This is a genomic window from Streptomyces sp. NPDC018833, assembly GCF_044390825.1.
Classification (GTDB): Bacteria; Actinomycetota; Actinomycetes; order Streptomycetales; family Streptomycetaceae; genus Streptomyces.
Window position 1 is genome coordinate 1 of the sequence record NZ_JBIRZM010000012.1, and the last position, 21,198, is coordinate 21,198.

The window sequence follows — 21,198 nt, forward strand, 5'->3', positions numbered from 1 at the left end:
GCAGGGGGGACCCTGTGGGAGAGTAGGACGCCGCCGAACAATCATTGTGGGAAAGCCCCGGAACCTCGTTCCGGGGCTTTCCTGCGTTTCCGGGCCGGATGCACCGGTGGCCCGGCATCGACTTCCGGCCCACCCTGTGCTCAGTGCGGGAGCGGCTGCGGGTAAGGTCGGGGAGCATCATCGGCACGTTCCCACAGGAGGCCCCCGGGTGGAGGTCCAGGAGACCCGCGTCCAGACGGACCGGGTACTCACCATCCCCAACATCCTCAGCATGGCGCGTCTGGTGGGTGTGCCGCTCTTCCTGTGGCTGATTCTTCGACCCGAGTTCGGCGGGCCCAAGAGCGATGGCTGGGCATTGCTCGTTCTGATGCTGAGCGGGGTCAGCGACTATCTCGACGGGAAGCTCGCCCGCCGATGGAACCAGATCAGCAGCCTGGGCCGTATCCTCGACCCAGCCGCCGACCGGCTCTACATCCTCTCCACTCTGGTGGGACTGACCTGGCGCGAGATTCTGCCTCTCTGGTTGACCGCTGCACTTCTCGCTCGGGAACTGATGCTCCTCGTGATGGTGTACATCCTGCGCAGGCACGGTTATCCGCCACCTCAGGTGAACTTCCTGGGCAAGGCGGCGACCTTCAACCTCATGTATGCCTTCCCCTTGCTGCTCCTGAGTGACGGAACGGGATGGCTGGCGTCACTTGCTGCGATTTTCGGATGGGCGTTCGCCGGATGGGGTACAACTCTCTATTGGTGGGCAGGGATCCTCTATGTGGTTCAGGTCCGCCGACTCGTCAAGGCGGACGCAGCGGCCGATTGACCCCGTTGACGCGGTGACCGGCAGTGTCGCCGGCCGTGGATGCCACCCGAGGGTCTGTTCGCGCGGGTGAAGTCGGCTGGACCGTCATCTCTTCAAGGAGGACGCTTCCGACATGAAGGCCGTCGTGATGGCCGGTGGCGAAGGAACTCGACTTCGCCCCATGACCTCGAGCATGCCCAAGCCGCTCCTGCCGGTGGCCAACCGGCCGATCATGGAGCATGTGCTGCGGCTGCTCAAGCGGCACGGGCTCACCGAGACCGTCGTCACCGTGCAGTTTCTCGCCTCACTCGTCAGGAACTACTTCGGTGACGGCGAAGAGCTCGGAATGGAGCTCACCTATGCCAACGAGGAGAAGCCACTCGGCACCGCGGGGAGTGTGAAAAATGCAGAGGAGGCGTTGAAGGACGACACCTTCCTCGTCATTTCCGGTGACGCCCTCACCGACTTCGACCTCACGGACCTGATCTCCTTCCACAAGGAGAAGGGCGCCCTTGTCACCGTGTGTCTGACGCGGGTGCCGAATCCTCTGGAATTCGGAATCACGATCGTCGACGAGGAAGGGAAGGTCGAGCGCTTCCTCGAGAAACCGACCTGGGGACAGGTCTTTTCGGACACCGTCAACACAGGCATTTATGTGATGGAGCCCGAGGTCTTCGACTACGTCCAGCCCGACGTCTCCGTCGACTGGTCGGGAGATGTCTTCCCGCAGCTCATGAAGGAAGGCAAGCCGATCTACGGCTATATCGCCGAGGGCTACTGGGAAGACGTCGGCACACACGAGAGCTATGTGAAGGCGCAGGCCGACGTGCTGGAGCGGAAGGTCGACGTCGAGCTCGACGGCTTCGAGATCTCCCCCGGCGTGTGGGTCGCCGAGGGTGCCGAGGTGCATCCCGACGCGGTCCTCCGCGGGCCCCTGTACGTCGGTGACTACGCCAAGGTCGAAGCCGGCGTCGAGCTGCGCGAGCACACGGTGGTCGGCTCCAACGTCGTCGTCAAGACCGGGGCGTTCCTCCACAAGGCGGTCGTGCACGACAACGTCTACATCGGTCAGCAGGCCAACCTGCGGGGCTGCGTCATCGGCAAGAACACCGACATCATGCGCGCAGCGCGCATCGAGGACGGTGCGGTGATCGGTGACGAATGCCTGGTGGGCGAAGAATCGATTGTCCAGGGCAATGTGCGGGTCTATCCGTTCAAGACCATCGAGGCCGGCGCGTTCGTCAACACCTCGGTCATCTGGGAGTCCCGGGGTCAGGCCCATCTGTTCGGTGCCCGAGGCGTGTCCGGCATCCTGAACGTCGAGATCACGCCCGAGCTCGCGGTACGCCTGGCAGGTGCGTACGCCACGACCCTCAAGAAGGGCGCCACCGTCACCACGGCCCGTGACCACTCCCGCGGCGCCCGGGCACTGAAGCGGGCCGTCATTTCCGCGCTGCAGGCCAGCGCCATCGACGTACGGGACCTGGAGAACGTGCCGCTGCCCGTGGCGCGACAGCAGACGGCCAGAGGCAGCGCGGGCGGCATCATGATCCGTACGTCTCCCGGTGTGCCCGACTCCGTCGACATCATGTTCTTCGACGAACGGGGCGCGGACCTGTCCCAGGGCGGCCAGCGGAAGCTGGACCGTGTGTACGCGCGCCAGGAGTATCGGCGGGCGTTCCCCGGGGAGATCGGCGACCTGCACTTCCCGTCCAGTGTGTTCGACTCGTACACGGGCTCTCTGCTGCGCAATGTCGACACCTCGGGGATCGCCGAGTCCGGGCTCAAGGTGGTCATCGACGCGTCCAACGGCAGCGCCGGCCTTGTCCTGCCGAGCCTCCTCGGCCGCCTCGGTGTGGACGCGCTGACGATCAACCCCGGTCTGGACGAGTCCCGGCCGACCGAGTCCGCGGACGCGCGCAGGTCGGGGCTTGTGCGGCTCGGTGAGATCGTCGCCTCCGCGCGGGCCGCCTTCGGTGTCCGCTTCGACCCAGTCGGGGAGCGGCTGTCCCTCGTCGACGAGCGCGGGCGCATCGTCGAGGACGACCGGGCCCTGCTGGTCCTGCTGGATCTGGTGGCCGCCGAGCGGCGCAGCGGCCGTGTCGCCCTGCCCGTGACGACCACGCGGATCGCCGAGCAGGTCGCCGCGTACCACGGCACCCAGGTGGAGTGGACGACGACGTCGCCGGACGACCTGACCCGTGTGGGCAGGGAGGACACCACCATCTTCGGCGGCGACGGCCGCGGCGGCTTCATCGTGCCCGAGTTCAGCAGTGTCTTCGACGGCACCGCCGCTTTCGTTCGGCTTGTCGGCCTGGTGGCCCGTACCCAGCTCACGCTCAGCCAGATCGACGCCCGGATCCCGCGGGCGCATGTGCTCAAGCGGGATCTGGCGACGCCCTGGGCGGTCAAGGGCCTGGTGATGCGCCGGGTCGTCGAGGCCGCCGGTGATCGACATGTCGATACGACGGACGGTGTGCGCGTCGTGGAGGCCGACGGACGCTGGGTGATGGTCCTGCCCGACCCGGCCGAGGCGGTCACGCATCTGTGGGCGGAAGGCCCCGATGACGCCTCCGCGCAGGCCCTGCTCGACGAGTGGGCCTCGGTCGTGGACAGCGCCGGACGCTGAGAGGGACACCGGTGTGCCGGCCGCCGCTGCCCGGCGTCGCCCGGCACACCGGTGGGGCCATTCGGCGGTAGGGGCTGCGACATGCGACGATGTGCGGCATGTCGCAGCAGCCCCCCGTTCGGAGCACAGGATCTCCACTCGCGCGTCCCGACGCGTCGATGTCGCTGCTGACGAACGTGATGGAGCACAGCCTCGACGACGGGTACGCGGAGGCGGCCGCGCGCCGGGCCGAGGGACTGCCCCGTACGCTGCGCGCCAAGCTCGGCCTCGCCGCCGGTCTGGTGCTGGCCGCCGCCGTGGTCACGGTCGGTGCGGCGGAGGCGCGGATATCGGCACCGGTACTGGCCAAGGAGCGCGAGGACCTGATCGACCGTGTCGAGGCGCAGACCGCTGCCGTGGACGAGCTGGAGCAGAGCGTCGACACGCTCCGCGAGGACGTCCAGGAGCGTCAGCGCAGGGCTCTCAGAACGCAGGGCGGGGACCAGGGCGGGCTGGTCGGTCTGCTCGCCGGCGCCACCGAGGTGCAGGGGCCGGGCGTGAAACTCGTCGTCGACGACGCCAAAGGCACCGACCAGAGCGGTGACGGACCCCGGGAGAGCAGCGGTTTCGCGGATACGGGCCGCGTCCGCGACCGTGACATGCAGCGTGTCGTCAACGGGCTGTGGGAGTCCGGCGCCGAAGCCGTGGCCATCAACGGGCAGCGGCTGACGGCCCTGTCGGCCATCCGCGCGGCGGGCGACGCCATACTGGTCGACAACCGGCCGCTGGTGCCGCCGTACACGGTGCTCGCGGTGGGGAAGGCGAACAAGCTGAGCACCACGTTCCAGGACAGCGTCGACGGGCAGTATCTGCACGCGCTGCAGGAGAACTTCGGCATTCGCTTCAGCATTTCCGACGAGCGGACGGTGCGATTGCCCGCGGCTCCCAGCTTGATCGTACGTACAGCAGAGCCGATGACCCCCGGTGCCGAGCAGGGCAGCGGGCCGGGTACGGCTGACACAGGGAAGGGCACATCGTGATCGCCGTACTGGGCCTCGTCGTGGGAGTCGTGGTCGGACTGTTCATCCGGCCCGAGGTGCCGGCGGTGGTCGAGCCCTACCTTCCGATCGCGGTGGTCGCCGCCCTCGACGCCGTGTTCGGCGGACTGCGGGCCATGCTCGACGGGATCTTCGTCGACAAGGTCTTCGTCGTCTCCTTCCTGTCGAACGTGGTCGTGGCCGCACTGATCGTGTTCCTCGGCGACAAGCTCGGCGTCGGCGCCCAGTTGTCGACGGGCGTGGTCGTCGTCCTGGGCATCCGGATCTTCTCCAACGCCGCCGCGATCCGCCGGCATGTCTTCCGGGCGTGACGAACATGAACAGCGAAGAGAAGCCCAATGGTCGTTCGCCGGAGCAGAGGCGCGCGCCCCTGCCGCCGCTCGCCCCGCCCGCGCCGGCGCAGCAGTCCGCGCCCGAGGCGGAGGAGAGCGCGTCGCAGACCGGACGGCAGCGGTTGCGCGCGGCCGTGTGGCCGCTGCGCGTGACGCGGGCCCAACTCATCGTCGCCGTGCTCCTGTTCGTGCTCGGGCTGGGCCTGGCCATCCAGGTCCGTTCCACCAGCGAGGACAGCGCGCTGCGGGGGGCGCGCCAGGAGGACCTGGTGCGCATCCTGGACGAGCTCGACAACCGTACGCAGCGTCTGGAGGACGAGAAACAGCGTCTGGAGGACCAGCGCACCGAGCTGGAGAACAGTTCCGACCAGGCCGAGGAGGCCCGTAAGCAGACGCTCCAGAAGGAGCAGCAGCTCGGCATCCTCGCCGGTACGGTCGCCGCGCAGGGCCCGGGCATCACGCTCACCATCTCGGATCCGGCGGGCACGGTGGAGCCGGACATGCTCCTCGACGCGGTCCAGGAGCTGCGGGCGGCCGGTGCGGAGGCGATCCAGGTCAACGGCGTCCGGGTGGTGGCGGACACGTTCTTCTCCGGTGCCGCCGGTGACATGGAGGTCGACGGCAAGCGCGTCAGCGCCCCGTACACCTTCAAGGTCATCGGCAAACCGCAGGACCTGGAACCGGCGCTCAACATCCCTGGTGGCGTGGTCCAGACACTGGAGAAGGAGCAGGCCACGGCGGTCGTGGCCCGTTCGGAGAAGATCATTGTCGATGCCTTGCGACCGGCGGAGCGGCCTGACTACGCTCGGTCGTCGTCGCAGTGAATCGGGGGAGCATGGGGTCTGCCGGACCGGGGCGGGGGATTGCAGGGGGGCGACGCACCGGATTGGTGGTGCGTGGTGGAAACTGTCGAGTGGTCACGGACGTTGTGTGGATGTCCGGATCGGCAGGTGTGTTGGTTCAGGGTTCGTCCTGCCCCACGGGCGGGTCTATTTCGGTCAAGGGGAAACGCCCGTGAAGTTGTTTGGGAAGTTGTTCGGCAAGAGCGCACGCGAGGACGGCAACGCCCGCCATCGCGCGCCGCGCCACGGCCAGAGCGAGGAGCAGGGCGCCGAGCGACCGCTGTTCCGTGACGAGGTCGCCAGTGGTGACAATTCGGGCGGACAGGGCGCGTCGTCTGTTGACCCTGCCGGTGCCGGGCGCATAGGTTTCGGGGAACCATCAACCTCAAGTGCGGGTGGAGGGTTTGTCTCCGACCCGTATGCGACCAATCCCCACGCGGGACAACCGCGGCAGGAGGATCCGTCCATGGCGGGTTTGCCGGTTTGTACGAGGTGCGGCCACCGGAACACCGAGGCCGGTCGGTTCTGCTCCAACTGCGGTGCGCCGCTTCGCGGTGGCGCTCCGGCCGAGCGTGCCTCCGAGACGACCTCGACCATCTCGATCTCCGGGATCGAGGCGTACGACTCCGAGGTCACCGGTCAGACCGCGCTGCCGTCGCTGTCGCCCGAGGCCCAGGCCGCCGTCGACGCCCTGCCGCTCGGCTCCGCCCTCCTGGTGGTGCGCCGTGGCCCGAACTCGGGCAGCCGGTTCCTGCTGGACGGTGAGCTGACCACGGCGGGCCGGCACCCGCAGAGCGACATCTTCCTGGACGACGTGACGGTCTCACGCCGACATGTGGAGTTCCGCCGGGCCCTTGACGGCAGCTTCAGCGTCTCCGACGTCGGCAGCCTCAACGGCACGTACGTCAACCGCGAGCGGATCGACTCCGTGGTCCTCTCGAACGGTGACGAGGTCCAGATCGGCAAGTACCGGCTGGTGTTCTACGCGAGCCAGCGCGGCGCCTGACCCGCCCCCCAGACTCCGTCCGGGGGGACACCCACAGGGAAGGTACATGCTGCGTACACCGACGGGCGGTGCCGGACACGGCGCCGCCGACGCGGGTGACCGGCCGATGAGCATCGGCACGGTGCTCTCCCGGCTGCGTGACGAGTTCCCCGAGGTGACGATCTCCAAGATCCGTTTCCTGGAGGCCGAGGGGCTCGTCGAGCCGAGCCGGTCCCCGGCCGGGTACCGCAAGTTCAGTGCCCAGGACGTCGAGCGCCTGGCGCTCGTCCTGCGGATGCAGCGCGATCATTACCTTCCCCTCAGGGTCATCCGCGAGCAGCTGGAGGCCCTCGAGTGCGGTGAGCAGGTCCAGCTGCCCGTCCAGGGCACCCAGCGCGAGCTGTTCGACGGCGTGGACGGCGCCGAGGGTGAGCGCCGCACCGCCCGGCGTGTCGGCCGCGCCGAGCTCCTGGCCGCCGCCGAGGTGAGCGAGGAGGAGCTGGCCGAGTGGGAGTCGTACGGCCTGCTCGCGGCCGACGGGAGCGGCGGTTACGACGCCGAGTCGGTGACGGTGGCCCGGCTCGTCGCCGAGCTGGGCGGATTCGGACTCGAGCCACGTCATCTGCGGGCCATGAAGGCGTCCGCCGAGCGGGACGCCGGGCTGGTCGAGCAGGTCGTGACGCCCCTGCGTCGGCACCGTAATCCGCAGACCAGGGCCCATGCGGAGGCCACCACGAGGGAGCTGGCGGCGCTGGCCGTGAAGCTCCATGCGGCCCTGGTGCAGAGCGCCCTCGGGGTCCGGCTGCACTGATCTTGGACCAGCCCGACTACCCAAACCTCATCCGCACGTCCTAGGGTTGCTGTGTGAACGAGCTCGACGTTGTGGGTGTCCGGGTCGAAATGCCCTCGAACCAACCGATCGTGCTCCTGCGTGAAGTGGGAGGCGATCGGTACCTCCCCATCTGGATCGGACCCGGGGAGGCGACCGCGATCGCCTTCGCGCAGCAGGGCATGGCTCCCGCGAGGCCGCTGACGCACGACCTCTTCAAGGACGTCCTCGACGCGGTGGGCCAGGAACTCACCGAGGTCCGTATCACCGACCTGCGTGAGGGTGTGTTCTACGCGGAGCTGGTCTTCGCCAGCGGGGTCGAGGTGAGCGCCAGGCCGTCCGACGCCATAGCGCTGGCCCTGCGTACCGGAACGCCGATCTACGGCAGTGACGGAGTGCTCGACGACGCGGGGATCGCCATTCCGGACGAGCAGGAGGACGAGGTGGAGAAGTTCCGCGAGTTCCTCGACCAGATCTCCCCCGAGGACTTCGGTTCCAGCAACCAGTGAGGCCCTAGCGGCCGGCCGTCCGGCGTCGGCACATTCGAGTAGCCTTTCCCGGGATCGGGGCACGAGAAACCACTCTCAGGGTGATTATCACTCGGCGTGCCGAGTGTGGCGATCGTTGACGCACCCCTGGTGACTCCCTACCTTCGAGGTGGCAGGTCAAGGACGGAGGTCGGCGTGAGAAGCAGCGGCGACAGTACGGCTGGGGGCGGCCCCGGAATCAGTCCGGTGGAAGGCGGGCCGTATCCGCTGTACGACAGCGCGGCCGATCCCACCACGGACGCCATCGGATACCGGGGGCCGACCGCGTGCGCGGCAGCGGGGATCACCTATCGGCAGCTCGACTACTGGGCACGCACCGGCCTTGTGGAACCGAGTGTGCGCCCGGCGTACGGATCGGGCACCCAGCGGCTGTACAGCTTCCGGGACGTGGTCGTCCTCAAGATCGTCAAACGGTTCCTGGACACCGGCGTCGCACTTCAGAACATCCGGGCCGCCGTCCAGCATCTGCGTGCCCGGGGCTTTCGCGACCTCGAGCGGATGACGCTGATGAGCGACGGGGCGACGGTGTACGAGTGCTCCTCGCCAGACGAGGTGGTGGACCTGCTCCAGGGCGGTCAGGGGGTCTTCGGGATCGCCGTGGGCGTCGTGTGGCGTGACGTGGAGGCGGCTCTGTCGCAATTGCACGGCGAGCGCGTCGACACCGGCGAGACCCTGGTCGGCAACAACCCCGCGGACGAACTGGCCAGGCGCAGGCGCGACCGGGCCGTCTGACGCGGAGGTCCCGGTCGCCGCGCCCGGTCCGGTGTATGTGTGGCGGGCCGTTCCACACCGCTGTGCAGCGGCTTTGTCAGTGCCGTAGGGCAGCATCGGTGGTGTGAGAACCGCCCCGACGATCCTGCATCTGGACATGGATGCCTTCTTCGCCGCAGCCGAGCAGGCGGCGAAGCCTTCGTTGCGCGGCAAGGCCGTGGTGGTCGGGGGGCTCGGGCCGCGCGGAGTGGTGGCCACCGCGTCGTACGAGGCGCGGCGCTTCGGCGTCCACTCGGCGATGCCCATGGCCCAGGCCAGGCGGCTGGCGCCGAACGCCGCTTACCTGGTGCCCCGGTTCTCGCTCTACCGCACGGTCAGCGAGCAGGTCATGGAGCTGCTGGGCCGGCTGTCGCCTCTGGTGGAGCCGCTCAGCCTGGACGAGGCCTTCGTCGACCTGGAGGCGGGCGGCGCGGCCGACGACCCGCTGTCGGCACGGGCGACGGGGGAGCGGCTGCGCGCCGACATCCGGGCGGCGACCGGTCTGTCCGGGTCCGTCGGCCTCGCCGGTTCCAAGATGCTGGCGAAAATCGCCTCCGAGCAGGCCAAGCCGGACGGCCTGGTCCTGATAGAGCCGGGCACCGAGCGGGAGCTCCTCGGACCGATGTCCGTGCGGACGCTGCCCGGTGTGGGTCCGGCGACCGGCGAGCATCTCAGGCGCGCCGGGATGACCACCGTCGCCGACCTCGCGGAGGCGGGCGAGGACGAACTCGTACGGCTGCTGGGCAGGGCGCACGGAGCCGCGCTGTTCCGGATGGCGCTCGGGCACGACGACCGGCCAGTGGTGTCGGAGCGGGACGCGAAGTCGGTGTCGGTGGAGGACACCTTCGACGTTGATCTGCACGACCGGGTGCGGGTGCGGATCGAGGTGGAGCGGCTCGCGGAGCGGTGCGTGCAGCGGCTGCGGGCGAGCGGGCACTCAGGCCGCACGATCGTCCTGAAGGTCCGGCGCTACGACTTCTCGACGCTGACTCGCTCCGAGACGCTCAGGGGGCCGACCGACGACCTCGGGGTGGTGCGTGAGGCCGCCGGAAGGCTGCTGGAATCCGTGGACACGACGGGCGGCGTACGGCTCCTCGGAGTCGGCGTCACGGGGCTCACGGACTACACACAGGAGGATCTGTTCGCGCAGGCCGCTGCGGAGGAGGAGGCGGCGTCGGCCGCGGCGGCAACCGATCCGCCGGCCGGTGAACCGGACGGCGCCGAGCGCGAGCCGGTGCCGGCGGAGCCTGCTCCGGCCGAGCCCGCCGAGCGGCGCTGGTCGGCGGGGCAGGACGTCAGGCATGCCGTGTACGGGGCGGGCTGGGTGCAGGGCAGCGGTGTGGGGCGCGTGACCGTGCGCTTCGAGGAACCGGGTTCGGCGCCGGGCCGGGTGCGTACCTTCCGCGTCGGCGACGCGGACCTCGAGCCGTCGGACCCGCTGCCGCTGGTGCCGCCGGGGTCCGGTGACCCTGCGCCGGACGCCATCTCCGCCGCCGACCCGCTGGTCCGGCCCGACGGCCCTGCGTAGCCGGCTGGTGGAGGCGGTCACGGATGGGCCGGTCGGCCTCCGGAGCCGGCCGAGGAGATCGTTCCCCTGCGGGAGGGAGGGGAGCGCCGATGACAGGGGGCGGCTGAGGCGGCAGGTGCGTGCGAGGGATCGGGCCTCGGCAGCCGGGAGCGCCGGATTCTGTGCGGGGTCGGGAAGTGCCTCTGGGGCCTGGCCACAGGGATCCCGGTAGCCGGTGCCCGGAGATCTGGCGGCCTCGCCGGGTCAGTCCTCCTGGCCCGCGACCTGGCCGAAGGAGCGGTCGCCGGAGGACGGGGCCGGAGCCGGGGGTGCGGAGATGTCGAGGCCGTAGTGGTGGTAGAGCTGGAGTTCCTGCTCGGGGGAGAGATGGCGGCCGACGCCGAAGTCCGGGGCGTCCTTGATCAGGGCGCGTTCGTAGGGGACGTGGAGGGCGTTGTCGACGAGTTCACTGGGTTCCAGTGGGACGAACGCGTCCCTGCTGAACAGGCCCGTGCGGACGGCCGCCCATTCGGGCTCGCCCGTCGCGTCGTCCAGGTACACCTCGTCGACGGTCCCGATCTTGTGGCCGTCGCGGTCGAACGCCTTGCGGCCTATCAGGCTGCGCGGATCGATATCGGTCTGCACGGTCCCTCCAGCTGGTCGCGACTGCTCTACAGTCACTACAAAAGTGCACATCTCGGGTGACGGCCACTTGAGGGATCGCCGCAGGCACGCGCTGGTACCCTGGCAATCGGCTGTTGACCCCGTGCGGGAGAGTCCACCGGTGATCCCACCGGCGGCGCCGAAGGAGCAAATCCTCCCCGGAATCTCTCAGGCCCCTGTACCGCACGGACGAGGTCACTCTGGAAAGCAGGGCGGGCGTCGGACGGCATCCGCTCTCACCGACGGTGAAAGCCGGTGCGTCGTCCCGCGACGCCCCGGTGAAGCTCTCAGGTTCGAGATGACAGAGGGGGAGGCCGTCCGGGCATCCGCGCCGTGATGCCCCTCGCAGGTCGCATATGACCAGGAGGCCTCCCACATGACCGCCAACCGCATTCCGCTCTCCCAGCTGGAGCGAGGCACCCCCTTCGAGCAGCGCCACATCGGCCCCGACGCCGCTGCCCAGGCGAAGATGCTCGCGCAGGTGGGCTACGGCTCGCTCGACGAGCTGACAGCCGCCGCGGTGCCGGATGTGATCAAGAGCGCCGAGGCACTGAACCTGCCCGACGCCCGCACCGAGGCCGACGTCCTTGCCGAGCTGCGCTCGCTCGCCGACCGCAACCAGGTGCTCGCGCCCATGATCGGTCTCGGCTACTACGGCACCTTCACGCCGCCGGTCATCCTGCGCAACGTCATGGAGAACCCGGCCTGGTACACCGCGTACACGCCGTACCAGCCCGAGATCTCCCAGGGACGCCTCGAGGCCCTGCTGAACTTCCAGACCGTCGTCGCCGACCTCACGGGCCTGCCCACCTCCGGTGCCTCCCTGCTGGACGAGGGCACCGCGGCCGCCGAGGCCATGTCGCTCGCCCGCCGCGTCGGCAAGGTCAAGGACGGCGTCTTCCTGATCGACGCCGACGCGCTGCCGCAGACCGTCGCCGTGATCGAGACGCGCGCCGAGCCCACCGGCGTCGAGGTCGTCACCGCCGACCTCAGCGAGGGCATCCCGGCCCAGATCGCCGAGCGCGGTGTCTTCGGCGTGCTGCTCCAGTACCCGGGCGCCTCCGGCGCCGTACGGGACCTGAAGCCGGTCATCGAGCAGGCGCACGAGCTCGGCGCGATCGTCACCGTCGCCGCCGACCTGCTGGCGCTGACGCTGCTCACCTCGCCCGGTGAGCTGGGTGCCGACATCGCGGTGGGGACGACCCAGCGTTTCGGTGTGCCCTTGGGCTTCGGCGGCCCGCACGCCGGTTACATGGCCGTGCGCGACAAGTTCGCCCGCAGCCTGCCCGGCCGCCTCGTCGGCGTCTCCGTCGACGCGGACGGCAACAAGGCCTACCGGCTCGCGCTGCAGACCCGTGAGCAGCACATCCGCCGTGAGAAGGCCACCAGCAACATCTGCACCGCGCAGGTCCTGCTCGCCGTCATGGCGGGCATGTACGCCGTCTACCACGGCCCCGACGGCCTGCGCGCCATCGCCGAGCGCACCCACCGCTACGCGACCGTGCTCGCCGACGGGCTGCGGGCCGGCGGCGTGGAGGTCGTGCACGGCACCTTCTTCGACACGCTGACGCTCCGGGTGCCGGGCAGGGCCGCCGATGTCGTGGCCGCGGCGCGCGAGGGCGGGGTCAACCTGCACCTGGTGGACGCCGACCACGTCTCCGTCGCCTGCGACGAGACCACCGGCCGGGACCAGGTCGCGGTCGTGTGGTCGGCCTTCGGCGTCGAGGGCGACGTCGAGGCGCTGGACGCGACGAGCACCGACGCCCTGCCCACCGCGCTGCTGCGCTCCGACGAGTACCTCGCCCACCCGGTCTTCCACCAGCACCGTTCCGAGACGGCCATGCTGCGCTACCTGCGCAGGCTGGCCGACCGTGACTACGCGCTGGACCGCGGCATGATCCCGCTCGGCTCCTGCACGATGAAGCTGAACGCGACGACGGAGATGGAGCCGGTCACCTGGCCGGAGTTCGGCCAGATGCACCCCTTCGCGCCCGTCGAGCAGGCCGAGGGCTATCTGACCCTCATCCACGAGCTGGAGGAACGTCTCTCCGAGGTCACCGGCTACGACAAGGTCTCGATCCAGCCCAACGCCGGGTCGCAGGGCGAGCTGGCCGGTCTGCTGGCCGTGCGCGCCTATCACCGCGCCAACGGTGACGAGCAGCGCACCGTGTGCCTGATCCCGTCCTCCGCGCACGGCACCAACGCCGCCAGCGCAGTGATGGCCGGCATGAAGGTCGTCGTCGTGAAGACCGCCGACGACGGCGAGATCGACGTCGAGGACCTGCGCGCCAAGATCGAGCAGTACCGCGACGAGCTCGCCGTCCTGATGATCACCTACCCGTCGACGCACGGCGTCTTCGAGGAGCACGTCGCCGAGATCTGCGCCCAGGTGCACGACGCGGGCGGCCAGGTCTACGTGGACGGCGCCAACCTCAACGCGCTGGTCGGCCTTGCGAAGCCCGGCAGGTTCGGCGGCGACGTGTCGCACCTGAACCTGCACAAGACCTTCTGCATCCCGCACGGCGGCGGCGGTCCCGGCGTCGGCCCGGTCGGTGTACGCGCGCACCTCGCGCCGTACCTGCCCAACCACCCGCTGCAGCCGGCGGCGGGCCCCGAGACGGGCGTCGGCCCGATCTCGGCCGCGCCGTGGGGCTCGGCCGGCATCCTGCCGATCTCCTGGGCGTACGTCCGGCTGATGGGCGGCGAGGGACTCAAGCGGGCCACGCAGGTGGCGGTGCTCGCGGCGAACTACATCGCCAAGCGCCTGGAGCCGCACTACCCGGTGCTCTACACCGGCCCCGCCGGACTGGTGGCCCACGAGTGCATCGTCGACCTGCGGCCGCTGTCGAAGGCGACCGGCGTCAGCGTCGACGACATCGCCAAGCGTCTGATCGACTACGGCTTCCACGCGCCCACCATGTCGTTCCCGGTGGCCGGGACGCTGATGATCGAGCCGACGGAGAGCGAGGACCTGATCGAACTCGACCGTTTCTGCGACACGATGATCGCCATTCGTGCCGAGATCGAGAAAGTCGCGTCGGGCGAGTGGCCCGCGGACGACAACCCGCTGCGCAACGCCCCGCACACCGCGGGTGCGCTCGGCGGCGAGTGGAACCACGCCTACAGCCGTGACGAGGCCGTCTTCCCGGCGGGTGTGAGCGCCGCGGACAAGTACTGGCCGCCGGTCCGCCGTATCGACGGTGCCTTCGGCGACCGCAACCTCGTCTGCTCGTGCCCGCCGCTGGACGAGTACGACAACTGACCCCTGGGCTTCGGCGCGCATGGATGGGGGCCGGTACGGAGGAACTCTCCGGCCGGCCCCTGGTCGTGTTCGCGACCGCGTTACGCGGCCGTCATCACCGTGCCCTTCTCAGGGGGCCGGTGCGGGGCGATGACCTGCCCGTCGGGCAGCAGTTCGCCGGTGTCCTCGAAGAGGAGGACGCCGTTGCACAGAAGGCTCCAGCCCTGCTCCGGGTGGTGGGCCACCAGGCGTGCCGCCTCTCGGTCGGCTGAGTCGGGTGTGGGACAGGCTGGCTGGTGCTGGCACATGGATGGGTTCTTTCGCTGCGATGTGGTGAATGTCCTGCGGCTCGATGAGCTGTTCATGGCCGCCCCCGTATCTGTCGGTCCGTCTCCCAGTGTTCCCCCACGGGCGTCGATCCGCAGGGATTTCACAGCAGCTCTTCCTACTGATTCATGACGCGTCACCCGCGCGGACGGTTCAGCGCAACCGGGCTGTCCTTTCGGATGGTTCGCAGTGGCCCGGTGGGGCTAGTCCGGCTGGACCATGTGCCTGCCACCAGTACGCCCCGCGACCGGTCGGTCGCGGGGCGCAAAGGGTCGAGGATCGGTGGCGCGGTCAGGCGGCCGGGGAGTCGAAGAGTGGTTCAGGACTCAGCCGCAGGGTCAGCAGTGGCACCAGATCGGCGACCTGGTGCGGCCGGTGGGCTGCGATGCCGGGCGGAGCCGGTGCCAGCGGCACCAGGACGTCGGTCGGCTGGAGGGTGCCGGCGGAGGCGTCCGCGTCGATCTCGCGATGCAGCCAGAGGGTGAGCATGTACAGCTCCGGTACGGACAGCAGCCGCGGCTGGAAAGGCGATCCCATAGCCTCGGCCTGGCGCAGCGCACGTTCGGTGGAACCGATATAGGGGCCTTCGAAGAAGTGCGAGAAGACCCAGCCGTCTGGTGTCAGTCTGGTGTCCGCGGCGGCCACGGCACGATCGCCGCTGCGGATCAGGAACCGCCAGCCGGCGAGCCGTGTGTACGGAGCGCTGCCGCTCGGCACGACCCGGTCCAGCACATGGACCGGAAGCGGCAGTTCGGGGCTCAGGGGTCCCTGGATGGACCGCAGAGCGGGTGTCGGAGCCTCACGGACGGCCGTGGGGGAACCGAGTGCTGCGAGAACGCTGCGCAGGGCGGGCGCGGGGGCCGGGGGGACATGCAGCGGCATGATGGGTCGCCTCTCACTCAAGAGACACGTGATGCGGGGAGATGCGGACGGCACTGTCGGCGTACGGGCCGCGCGGGGCCGGAAGACCACCTGGCGCCGATCCCGGCCCATCCGCAGAGTTTATACGACCCGTGTTCAGACATTGTTTCCGCTAGCCGTCGCGCGCATTTCCCGCAAGGCGAATTCCAGACCGCTAGCAAGCGGTTTCTGACCTCTTTTCCAGGTCGTCGACGCCGCGGCCTGGGGTTTTCGCCACGGTGCGGTAGGCCGAATGCAGACGGTGCCTGACAGCCGGCCCGTCCCGGAAAGTGACCGCCGCATCACGCCGACGGAAGTGCCGGATGAATGTGCCGCCTGCGTGCTTCAGTCCAAGCCTATCGACAGCGGACCTGCCGCACGGGCGTTACAGATCAAAGAGTCTGGGCATTATCGTCCGTGACACGAGCGGCCCACGCTGCGTGGCTGCCCACTCGAGGAGGGACGCTTCGATGGGGGAGAAGATCGTGGCAGGCGCCTTCGACCTGTCCGATCGGCAACGGTACCGGCGCAAGCTGCAGCAGTGCCTCGCGGGACTGGGGCGGCTCCTGGCGGAGAAGAGGTTCGACCGGCCCAGGAATCTCATGGGGCTGGAGATAGAGCTGAATCTCGCCGATTCGGACGGGACGCCGCGCATGGTGAATGCGGAAGTGCTCTCCCGCATCTCGAGTCCGGATTTCCAGACTGAGCTCGGAATGTTCAATCTGGAAGTAAACATCGTTCCGCACCGGCTGGACGGGCACGTGTTCGATCAGCTGGCAGAAGAGTTGCGGACCGGCCTCGGATATGCTGACCGCAGGGCCGCGGACGTGGGATCCGGCCTCGTGATGATCGGAATTCTGCCGACCCTGCGACAGCAGGATCTCGTCTCCGCCAACCTTTCCGACGTCGATCGCTACACCCTGCTCAACGATCAGATCGTCGCCGCACGGGGCGAGGAATTCACGCTCGACATCGAGGGCGTCGAGAGACTGACCTGCACCTCGGCGTCGATCGCCCCCGAGGCGGCCTGCACCTCGGTGCAACTGCATCTGCAGGTGACGCCGGCCCGGTTCGCCGACGTGTGGAACGCGGCGCAGGCGGTCGCGGCCGTCCAGGTCGCCGTGGGGGCCAACTCGCCCTTCCTCTTCGGCAGGGAGCTGTGGCGCGAGTCGCGGCCGCCGCTGTTCCAGCAGGCCACCGACACGCGCCCGCCCGAGCTCCAGGCCCAGGGCGTCCGGCCGCGTACCTGGTTCGGTGAGCGCTGGGTGAACTCCGCGTACGACCTCTTCGAGGAGAACCTGCGCTACTTCCCCGCGCTGCTTCCGATATGCGACGACGAGGACCCGCTGCGGGTGCTGGACGACGGCGGCGTCCCCCGGCTCCAGGAGCTCGCCCTGCACAACGGCACCGTCTACCGCTGGAACCGGCCGGTGTACGCGGTCGTCGACGGTGTGCCGCATCTGCGCGTGGAGAACCGGGTCCTTCCCGCGGGGCCGACGGTCGCCGATGTCGTCGCCAACGCGGCCTTCTACTACGGACTCGTACGGGCGCTGGCCGAGGAAGCGCGGCCGGTGTGGTCCCGGCTGCCCTTCGCGGCGGCCCACGAGAACTTCGAGGCCGCCTGCCGTCACGGCATCGAGGCCGAACTGCTGTGGCCGCGTCCCGGCCGCGGAGGCGTCACCCGCGTGCCCGTCGTCAAACTCGTACGCGATGAACTGCTCCCGCTCGCCGCGGCGGGTCTGGACGCGTGGAACATCGAGCCGGCCGACCGCGACCTGTACCTCGGCATGATCGAGGAGCGGTGCAGGCGCAGGATGAACGGGGCCTCGTGGCAGGCGGAAACGTTCCACCATGCGCTGGAGGCCGGCCTGGAACGGCATGCGGCGCTCGCGGCGACCACCCGGCGCTACCGCGACCTGATGCGCGAAGGGCAGCCGGTGCACACCTGGCCCGTGGGGTTCCCGGGCAGCGACGCGTGAGGGCGGGCGACGGCGGTCGAGCAGCCCTTGGCCGGGGCCAGTTGACTGCCGTCGAGCGGCCCACGGCCTGGGCAAGGCCGGCGGCGGACCGCGGGGGTCGAGTGGCCCGCGCCGCGGCCGGCCCGCGCCTCAGCTCTCGGTCGTGCGGCTCTTCTGCCCCACCGTCATGATCGCCTCGAGGATCACCGACGTGATCTCCACCGGGTCGCTGACCTGGTAGCCGACTCCGCCCGTCGCCCTGGCGATCTCGTCCACTTCCTGAAGGTCCGCCTCGGGCCCTATGGCGATGGCGATCAACGGTACGGGGGTGTTGGGATTGCTCAGCTGGTTCAGCTCGGTGATCAGATTGCTGCGGCTGATGCTGAACCGGTCCTGGTTCGACCCGTCGGTGAGCACGACCAGTGCGTTGAACTTGTCCTTCACATATGTGTCCTGGGCCTTCTTGTAGACCGCGAGCGTGGTGTCGTACAGGCCCGTCGCGCCGTTGGGCACGGGAGCGAGGTCGTCGAACGCCTTGGAAAGGCGGGCCCGCTGCGTACCGGGCCTGTCCGCCGGGCCCAGTGGGTCCGTGGGCACCACCTCGCGGTAGTCGTTCGGGCCGTCGAGCCCGGTCGCGAACTCCCACAGGCCGATCTCGTCCTCGGGCGTGAACTGGTCCAGCGCCTTCTGCAGCGAGGCCCTGGTGACATCGAGCCTCGTTTGCGTGGCCCGCCCGGGCACCGGAGTCTGCATCGACCCCGAGACGTCGACGACCATGGTGAGGCGGGCGCTCCGCACGGTGATGGTCCACATCCCCAGCGTCTGCTGGATCGCGTCCCGCGGCGGCGGCTCGGCGGCCGCTCCCTCCGCCGTGAACGGCTGTGGCGCCAGGCCGCCCGCCGCACGGACCAGCGCCCCGTCCACGGGCCGGTCCGGCATGCGGAATCCCCGCCGAGTGAGGACCGCGCGTGACTGCGGCTCGGTGAGCAGCGCCATGAAGCGGGTGGCCGCGCGGCTCTCGTCGGTGGACAGGTCCGTCTCGTCGACGAGTTCGTAGGGGTAGTCCAGCATCGGGCTGCCGTCCTCGGGGTAGAACAGCCGCAGGTCGGGGATGCCGTCACCGGCCGCCGCGTTGTACGCGAACGCCGCCTGCTCACTGAGGTAGACGGCCTGGTTGCGGGCCGGATCACCGGCCGCCTCGCCCGTTTCGGCGCGCGCGAGAGTGCTCACGACCTCCGTGTCCGTGTCCGACACCCGCTGGGACAGCAGCTTGGCCGTCGCCGCGACAGCCGTGTCCGTGTCCGGGGCGCCCGTGCGCAGGGCGGAGCGGGAGACGCTGGTGAGCGCGAGCAGCCCGGTGGCACTGTGCGCCGGGTCGGCCGAGCCGAGGCGGACGCCGTCCGTCGCCGTCGCCGCGGTGGTGAGATCCGCCCACGTGTACGTGCTGCGCGGCCAGCCCAGCTCGGCGCCTGCGGACGGCACGGTGGCCAGTGCGACGGGGGTCTCGGCGACGTTGCCCGCCGGTGTCAGCGGCACGCCGTCGCCGGTGCCCCGGATGCGCTCCGCCCAGATGTCGGAGTCCGGCAGCCAGACCTCGTAGTCGGGGCTGTTCGACCCCGTCGCCAGCAGCTCCGCCACCTCGTGGTTCTCGCGGGCGACGACGCGCACGTCCATGCACTGGCCGTCGGACCTGACGCCCTCCTCGCGGGCCCGGTCGGCGACCTCCTGCACCGCGGGCGCGATGTCGGGGGAGGCGGCCAGGTCGATCCGGACGGCGGAGTCCTCGCAGGAACCGGCGAAGGAGAGAAGGCCGCTCTGCACGGCCGCCCCCGCTCCGGCCACGACGCCGAGTACGAGCGAGGTGGCGATGGCGATCGTGCGGCGGCGTACGCGGGGACGGGACCTGCCTCCCTCCGTCGCGTCGGCGTCGGGCAAGCTGTGACGTCCCATGCGGTGGTGCCCCTCCTTGTGCGGTGTGCAAGGAAAAGGGGACACGCGTCATCCCGATGACGTGTGTCCCCCGGCCTGTCGCGCACGATCTTCGTACCTGCATTCGAGACCCTAGCGGGACGAGGGTGGGGACGAGGCGGGATTGGCGAACTGGAGGCAGTTGTGCAGGCGGAGGCCGGAGGCATGGCCGATTCTCTTCCCCGGGAGGGCGTGCCGCGGAAGATCTTGCGGTCCGAGATGGTGCTCGTCCTCGCCCTGTCGCTGGGTGCGAGCGGGGTCTCGGCCCTGATCAGCTTTGTCGGTTCGCTGACGAAGCCAGGGGGGCTGAAGGACCAGGCGGCGGCGCTCAACTCGTCGTACGCGCCGGGCCGGCCGTGGCTCGATCTCACTTGGCAGCTCTTCGGGATCGCCACCGCGCTGGTGCCCGTACTGCTCGTCGCGCACTTCCTGGTCCGTGAGCGCGCCGGACTCGGGGCGATCGGCTTCGACCGGCGCAGGCCGTGGTCGGACCTGGGCAGGGGCACGCTCGTGGCCGCGGGCATCGGCAGTGCCGGGCTCGCCTTCTATCTGGTGGCGCGCGCCGCGGGGTTCAATCTCACCGTCGTGCCCGAATCGCTGCCGGACGTGTGGTGGAAGTACCCGGTGCTGATCCTCTCGGCGATCCAGAACTCCGTGCTGGAGGAGGTGATCGTCGTCGGCTACCTGCTGCGCAGGCTGGGGCAGTTGGGCTGGTCTCCGATGGCTGCGCTCGCCGCCAGCTCGGTGCTGCGCGGCTCGTACCACCTCTATCAGGGTGTCGGCGGCTTCGTCGGCAACATGGTGATGGGCGTGGTCTTCGTGCTCCTGTACCGGCGCTGGGGCCGGGTGGGGCCGCTGGTGGCGGCGCATGCGCTGCTCGACATCGTGGCGTTCGTCGGCTACGGGCTACTGGCGGGCCACGTGTGCTGGCTGCCCACGCCGGCAGGCCGCGAAAGCTGCTGACGAGGGGCGTACGGCACCGGCCGCACGCCCCGGTGCCGCGTCAGGGCATCGTCAGCAGCTGCCCGTCGATGACGGTCACCGCGCCGCCCGTGAGCAGGGTGCGCTCGCCGCGCAGTGCGGTGCGGACCAGGCCCGAACGGGCTGATGCCTGGAGCCCGGTCAGGTCGTCGCGGCCCTGGCGCGCGGACCAGAACGGCGCGAGCGCGGTGTGCGCGCTCCCCGTGACGGGGTCCTCGTCGATGCCGAGGCGCGGGAAGAAGCAACGCGACACGTAGTCGTAACCCGCCGAGGGGTCCTCGGCGGGCGCGGTCACGATGATGCCCCGCTCGGAGTGCGACACGAGGGCCGCCAGGTCCGGCGCCAGTGAGCGCACCGTGCGTTCGCCGGTCAGCTCCACCAGCAGATCGCCGACGTGCGGTCCGGTCTCGTGGGCGGACAGGACCTCGGCGCCGAGTGCCTTCGCGACGCCGTCCGGGACGGGGACGGGCGTGAGCGGCGACGTGGGGAAGTCGAGGGTGACGGTCGCGTCGTCGTTGGCCGTGGCGGTCAGGATGCCGCAGCGTGCGCTGAAGCGCACCGTGCCGCCGCAGGCACCCGTGGTGTGCAGGACGTGGGCGGTGGCGAGGGTGGCGTGCCCGCACATGTCGACCTCGGCGGCAGGGGTGAACCAGCGCAGCGCCCAGTCGGCGCCGCCGCCGGCGGGCAGGGGGTGGGCGAAGGCGGTCTCGGAGAGGTTCACCTCCTCCGCCACGTTCTGGAGCCAGGGGTCGTCGGGGAATCCGCCGGAGTCGAGCAGCAGCACTCCGGCCGGGTTTCCGGCGAAGGGACGGTCGGTGAAGGCGTCGACGATTCGAATCCGCATGCCGTGACCGTAGAGGCCGCGCAACGCCGCAGGCCAAGGCCAATCGGGGAGCACTGGACAC

At 69.9% G+C, this 21,198-nt stretch carries 18 protein-coding genes and 1 riboswitch; of the genes, 13 read left to right on the forward strand and 5 right to left on the reverse strand.

The genetic code is table 11. The features are described from left to right. Positions 1–208: 208 nt before the first annotated feature. The 10 genes from ACH5AF_RS22910 (at position 209) to ACH5AF_RS22955 (ending at position 10,276) form a co-directional block, all read left to right on the forward strand. The gene (locus ACH5AF_RS22910; protein ID WP_398903698.1) at positions 209–817 is read left to right on the forward strand and encodes a CDP-alcohol phosphatidyltransferase family protein; all 609 of its coding nucleotides are present in this window, start codon (positions 209–211) and stop codon (positions 815–817) included. 112 nt (positions 818–929) lie between these two features. Then, on the forward strand, positions 930–3,425 hold the full coding sequence (locus ACH5AF_RS22915) for a sugar phosphate nucleotidyltransferase (protein ID WP_398903700.1): 2,496 nt from the start codon (positions 930–932) through the stop codon (positions 3,423–3,425). 98 nt (positions 3,426–3,523) lie between these two features. Then, the gene (locus tag ACH5AF_RS22920) at positions 3,524–4,444 is read left to right on the forward strand and encodes a DUF881 domain-containing protein (protein WP_398903702.1); all 921 of its coding nucleotides are present in this window, start codon (positions 3,524–3,526) and stop codon (positions 4,442–4,444) included. Continuing rightward, positions 4,441–4,773: a small basic family protein gene (locus ACH5AF_RS22925; protein WP_064068997.1), complete on the forward strand. Its 333-nt coding sequence runs from the start codon at positions 4,441–4,443 to the stop codon at positions 4,771–4,773. The genes ACH5AF_RS22920 and ACH5AF_RS22925 overlap by 4 nt, the downstream gene beginning before the upstream one ends. Positions 4,774–4,778: 5 nt before the next feature. After that, positions 4,779–5,618 (forward strand): DUF881 domain-containing protein, encoded by an 840-nt coding sequence (locus tag ACH5AF_RS22930; RefSeq protein ID WP_398903704.1) that lies wholly within the window; start codon positions 4,779–4,781, stop codon positions 5,616–5,618. A gap of 61 nt (positions 5,619–5,679) precedes the next feature. Beyond that, the gene (locus ACH5AF_RS22935; RefSeq protein WP_398904112.1) at positions 5,680–6,642 is read left to right on the forward strand and encodes an FHA domain-containing protein; all 963 of its coding nucleotides are present in this window, start codon (positions 5,680–5,682) and stop codon (positions 6,640–6,642) included. Between the two features lie 46 nt (positions 6,643–6,688). Next, a complete protein-coding gene (locus ACH5AF_RS22940) occupies positions 6,689–7,432 on the forward strand; it encodes a MerR family transcriptional regulator (RefSeq protein ID WP_398903705.1) in 744 nt (247 codons plus the stop codon). Positions 7,433–7,485: 53 nt separating this feature from the next. Further along, positions 7,486–7,959: a bifunctional nuclease family protein gene (locus tag ACH5AF_RS22945; protein WP_215186202.1), complete on the forward strand. Its 474-nt coding sequence runs from the start codon at positions 7,486–7,488 to the stop codon at positions 7,957–7,959. 174 nt (positions 7,960–8,133) lie between these two features. After that, the gene (locus ACH5AF_RS22950; RefSeq protein WP_398903708.1) at positions 8,134–8,730 is read left to right on the forward strand and encodes a MerR family transcriptional regulator; all 597 of its coding nucleotides are present in this window, start codon (positions 8,134–8,136) and stop codon (positions 8,728–8,730) included. 103 nt (positions 8,731–8,833) lie between these two features. Then, a complete protein-coding gene (locus ACH5AF_RS22955) occupies positions 8,834–10,276 on the forward strand; it encodes a DNA polymerase IV (protein ID WP_398903710.1) in 1,443 nt (480 codons plus the stop codon). Positions 10,277–10,519: 243 nt separating this feature from the next. On the opposite strand, the gene ACH5AF_RS22960 is transcribed toward ACH5AF_RS22955, so the two are convergent. Beyond that, positions 10,520–10,900 carry a PRC-barrel domain-containing protein gene (locus tag ACH5AF_RS22960; RefSeq protein ID WP_398903712.1) on the reverse strand — a complete coding sequence of 127 codons (381 nt, stop codon included), beginning with the start codon at positions 10,898–10,900 and terminating at the stop codon, positions 10,520–10,522. A 114-nt stretch (positions 10,901–11,014) separates the two neighbouring features. Next, a riboswitch (glycine riboswitch) is annotated at positions 11,015–11,112 on the forward strand. A gap of 182 nt (positions 11,113–11,294) precedes the next feature. Here ACH5AF_RS22960 and gcvP point away from each other — a divergent pair. Beyond that, positions 11,295–14,180, forward strand: coding sequence for an aminomethyl-transferring glycine dehydrogenase (gcvP, locus tag ACH5AF_RS22965; protein ID WP_398903714.1), 2,886 nt, complete (start codon positions 11,295–11,297; stop codon positions 14,178–14,180). An 80-nt stretch (positions 14,181–14,260) separates the two neighbouring features. On the opposite strand, the gene ACH5AF_RS22970 is transcribed toward gcvP, so the two are convergent. Continuing rightward, positions 14,261–14,467 carry a DUF5999 family protein gene (locus ACH5AF_RS22970; protein WP_398903715.1) on the reverse strand — a complete coding sequence of 69 codons (207 nt, stop codon included), beginning with the start codon at positions 14,465–14,467 and terminating at the stop codon, positions 14,261–14,263. Positions 14,468–14,777: 310 nt separating this feature from the next. Continuing rightward, on the reverse strand, positions 14,778–15,368 hold the full coding sequence (locus ACH5AF_RS22975; protein WP_398903717.1) for a hypothetical protein: 591 nt from the start codon (positions 15,366–15,368) through the stop codon (positions 14,778–14,780). 488 nt (positions 15,369–15,856) lie between these two features. Between ACH5AF_RS22975 and ACH5AF_RS22980 the strand changes: the two genes are divergently transcribed. Then, positions 15,857–17,365, forward strand: a complete 1,509-nt coding sequence (locus tag ACH5AF_RS22980; RefSeq protein WP_398903719.1) for a glutamate-cysteine ligase family protein — start codon at positions 15,857–15,859, stop codon at positions 17,363–17,365. Between the two features lie 129 nt (positions 17,366–17,494). On the opposite strand, the gene ACH5AF_RS22985 is transcribed toward ACH5AF_RS22980, so the two are convergent. Then, positions 17,495–19,294, reverse strand: coding sequence for a substrate-binding domain-containing protein (locus ACH5AF_RS22985; protein WP_398903721.1), 1,800 nt, complete (start codon positions 19,292–19,294; stop codon positions 17,495–17,497). A 183-nt stretch (positions 19,295–19,477) separates the two neighbouring features. Between ACH5AF_RS22985 and ACH5AF_RS22990 the strand changes: the two genes are divergently transcribed. Then, entirely contained in the window at positions 19,478–20,275 is a 798-nt protein-coding gene (locus tag ACH5AF_RS22990) for a CPBP family intramembrane glutamic endopeptidase (RefSeq protein ID WP_398903723.1), read from the forward strand. Between the two features lie 40 nt (positions 20,276–20,315). On the opposite strand, the gene ACH5AF_RS22995 is transcribed toward ACH5AF_RS22990, so the two are convergent. Next, entirely contained in the window at positions 20,316–21,137 is an 822-nt protein-coding gene (locus tag ACH5AF_RS22995) for a PhzF family phenazine biosynthesis protein (RefSeq protein WP_398903724.1), read from the reverse strand. Between the last annotated feature and the right edge of the window lie 61 nt (positions 21,138–21,198).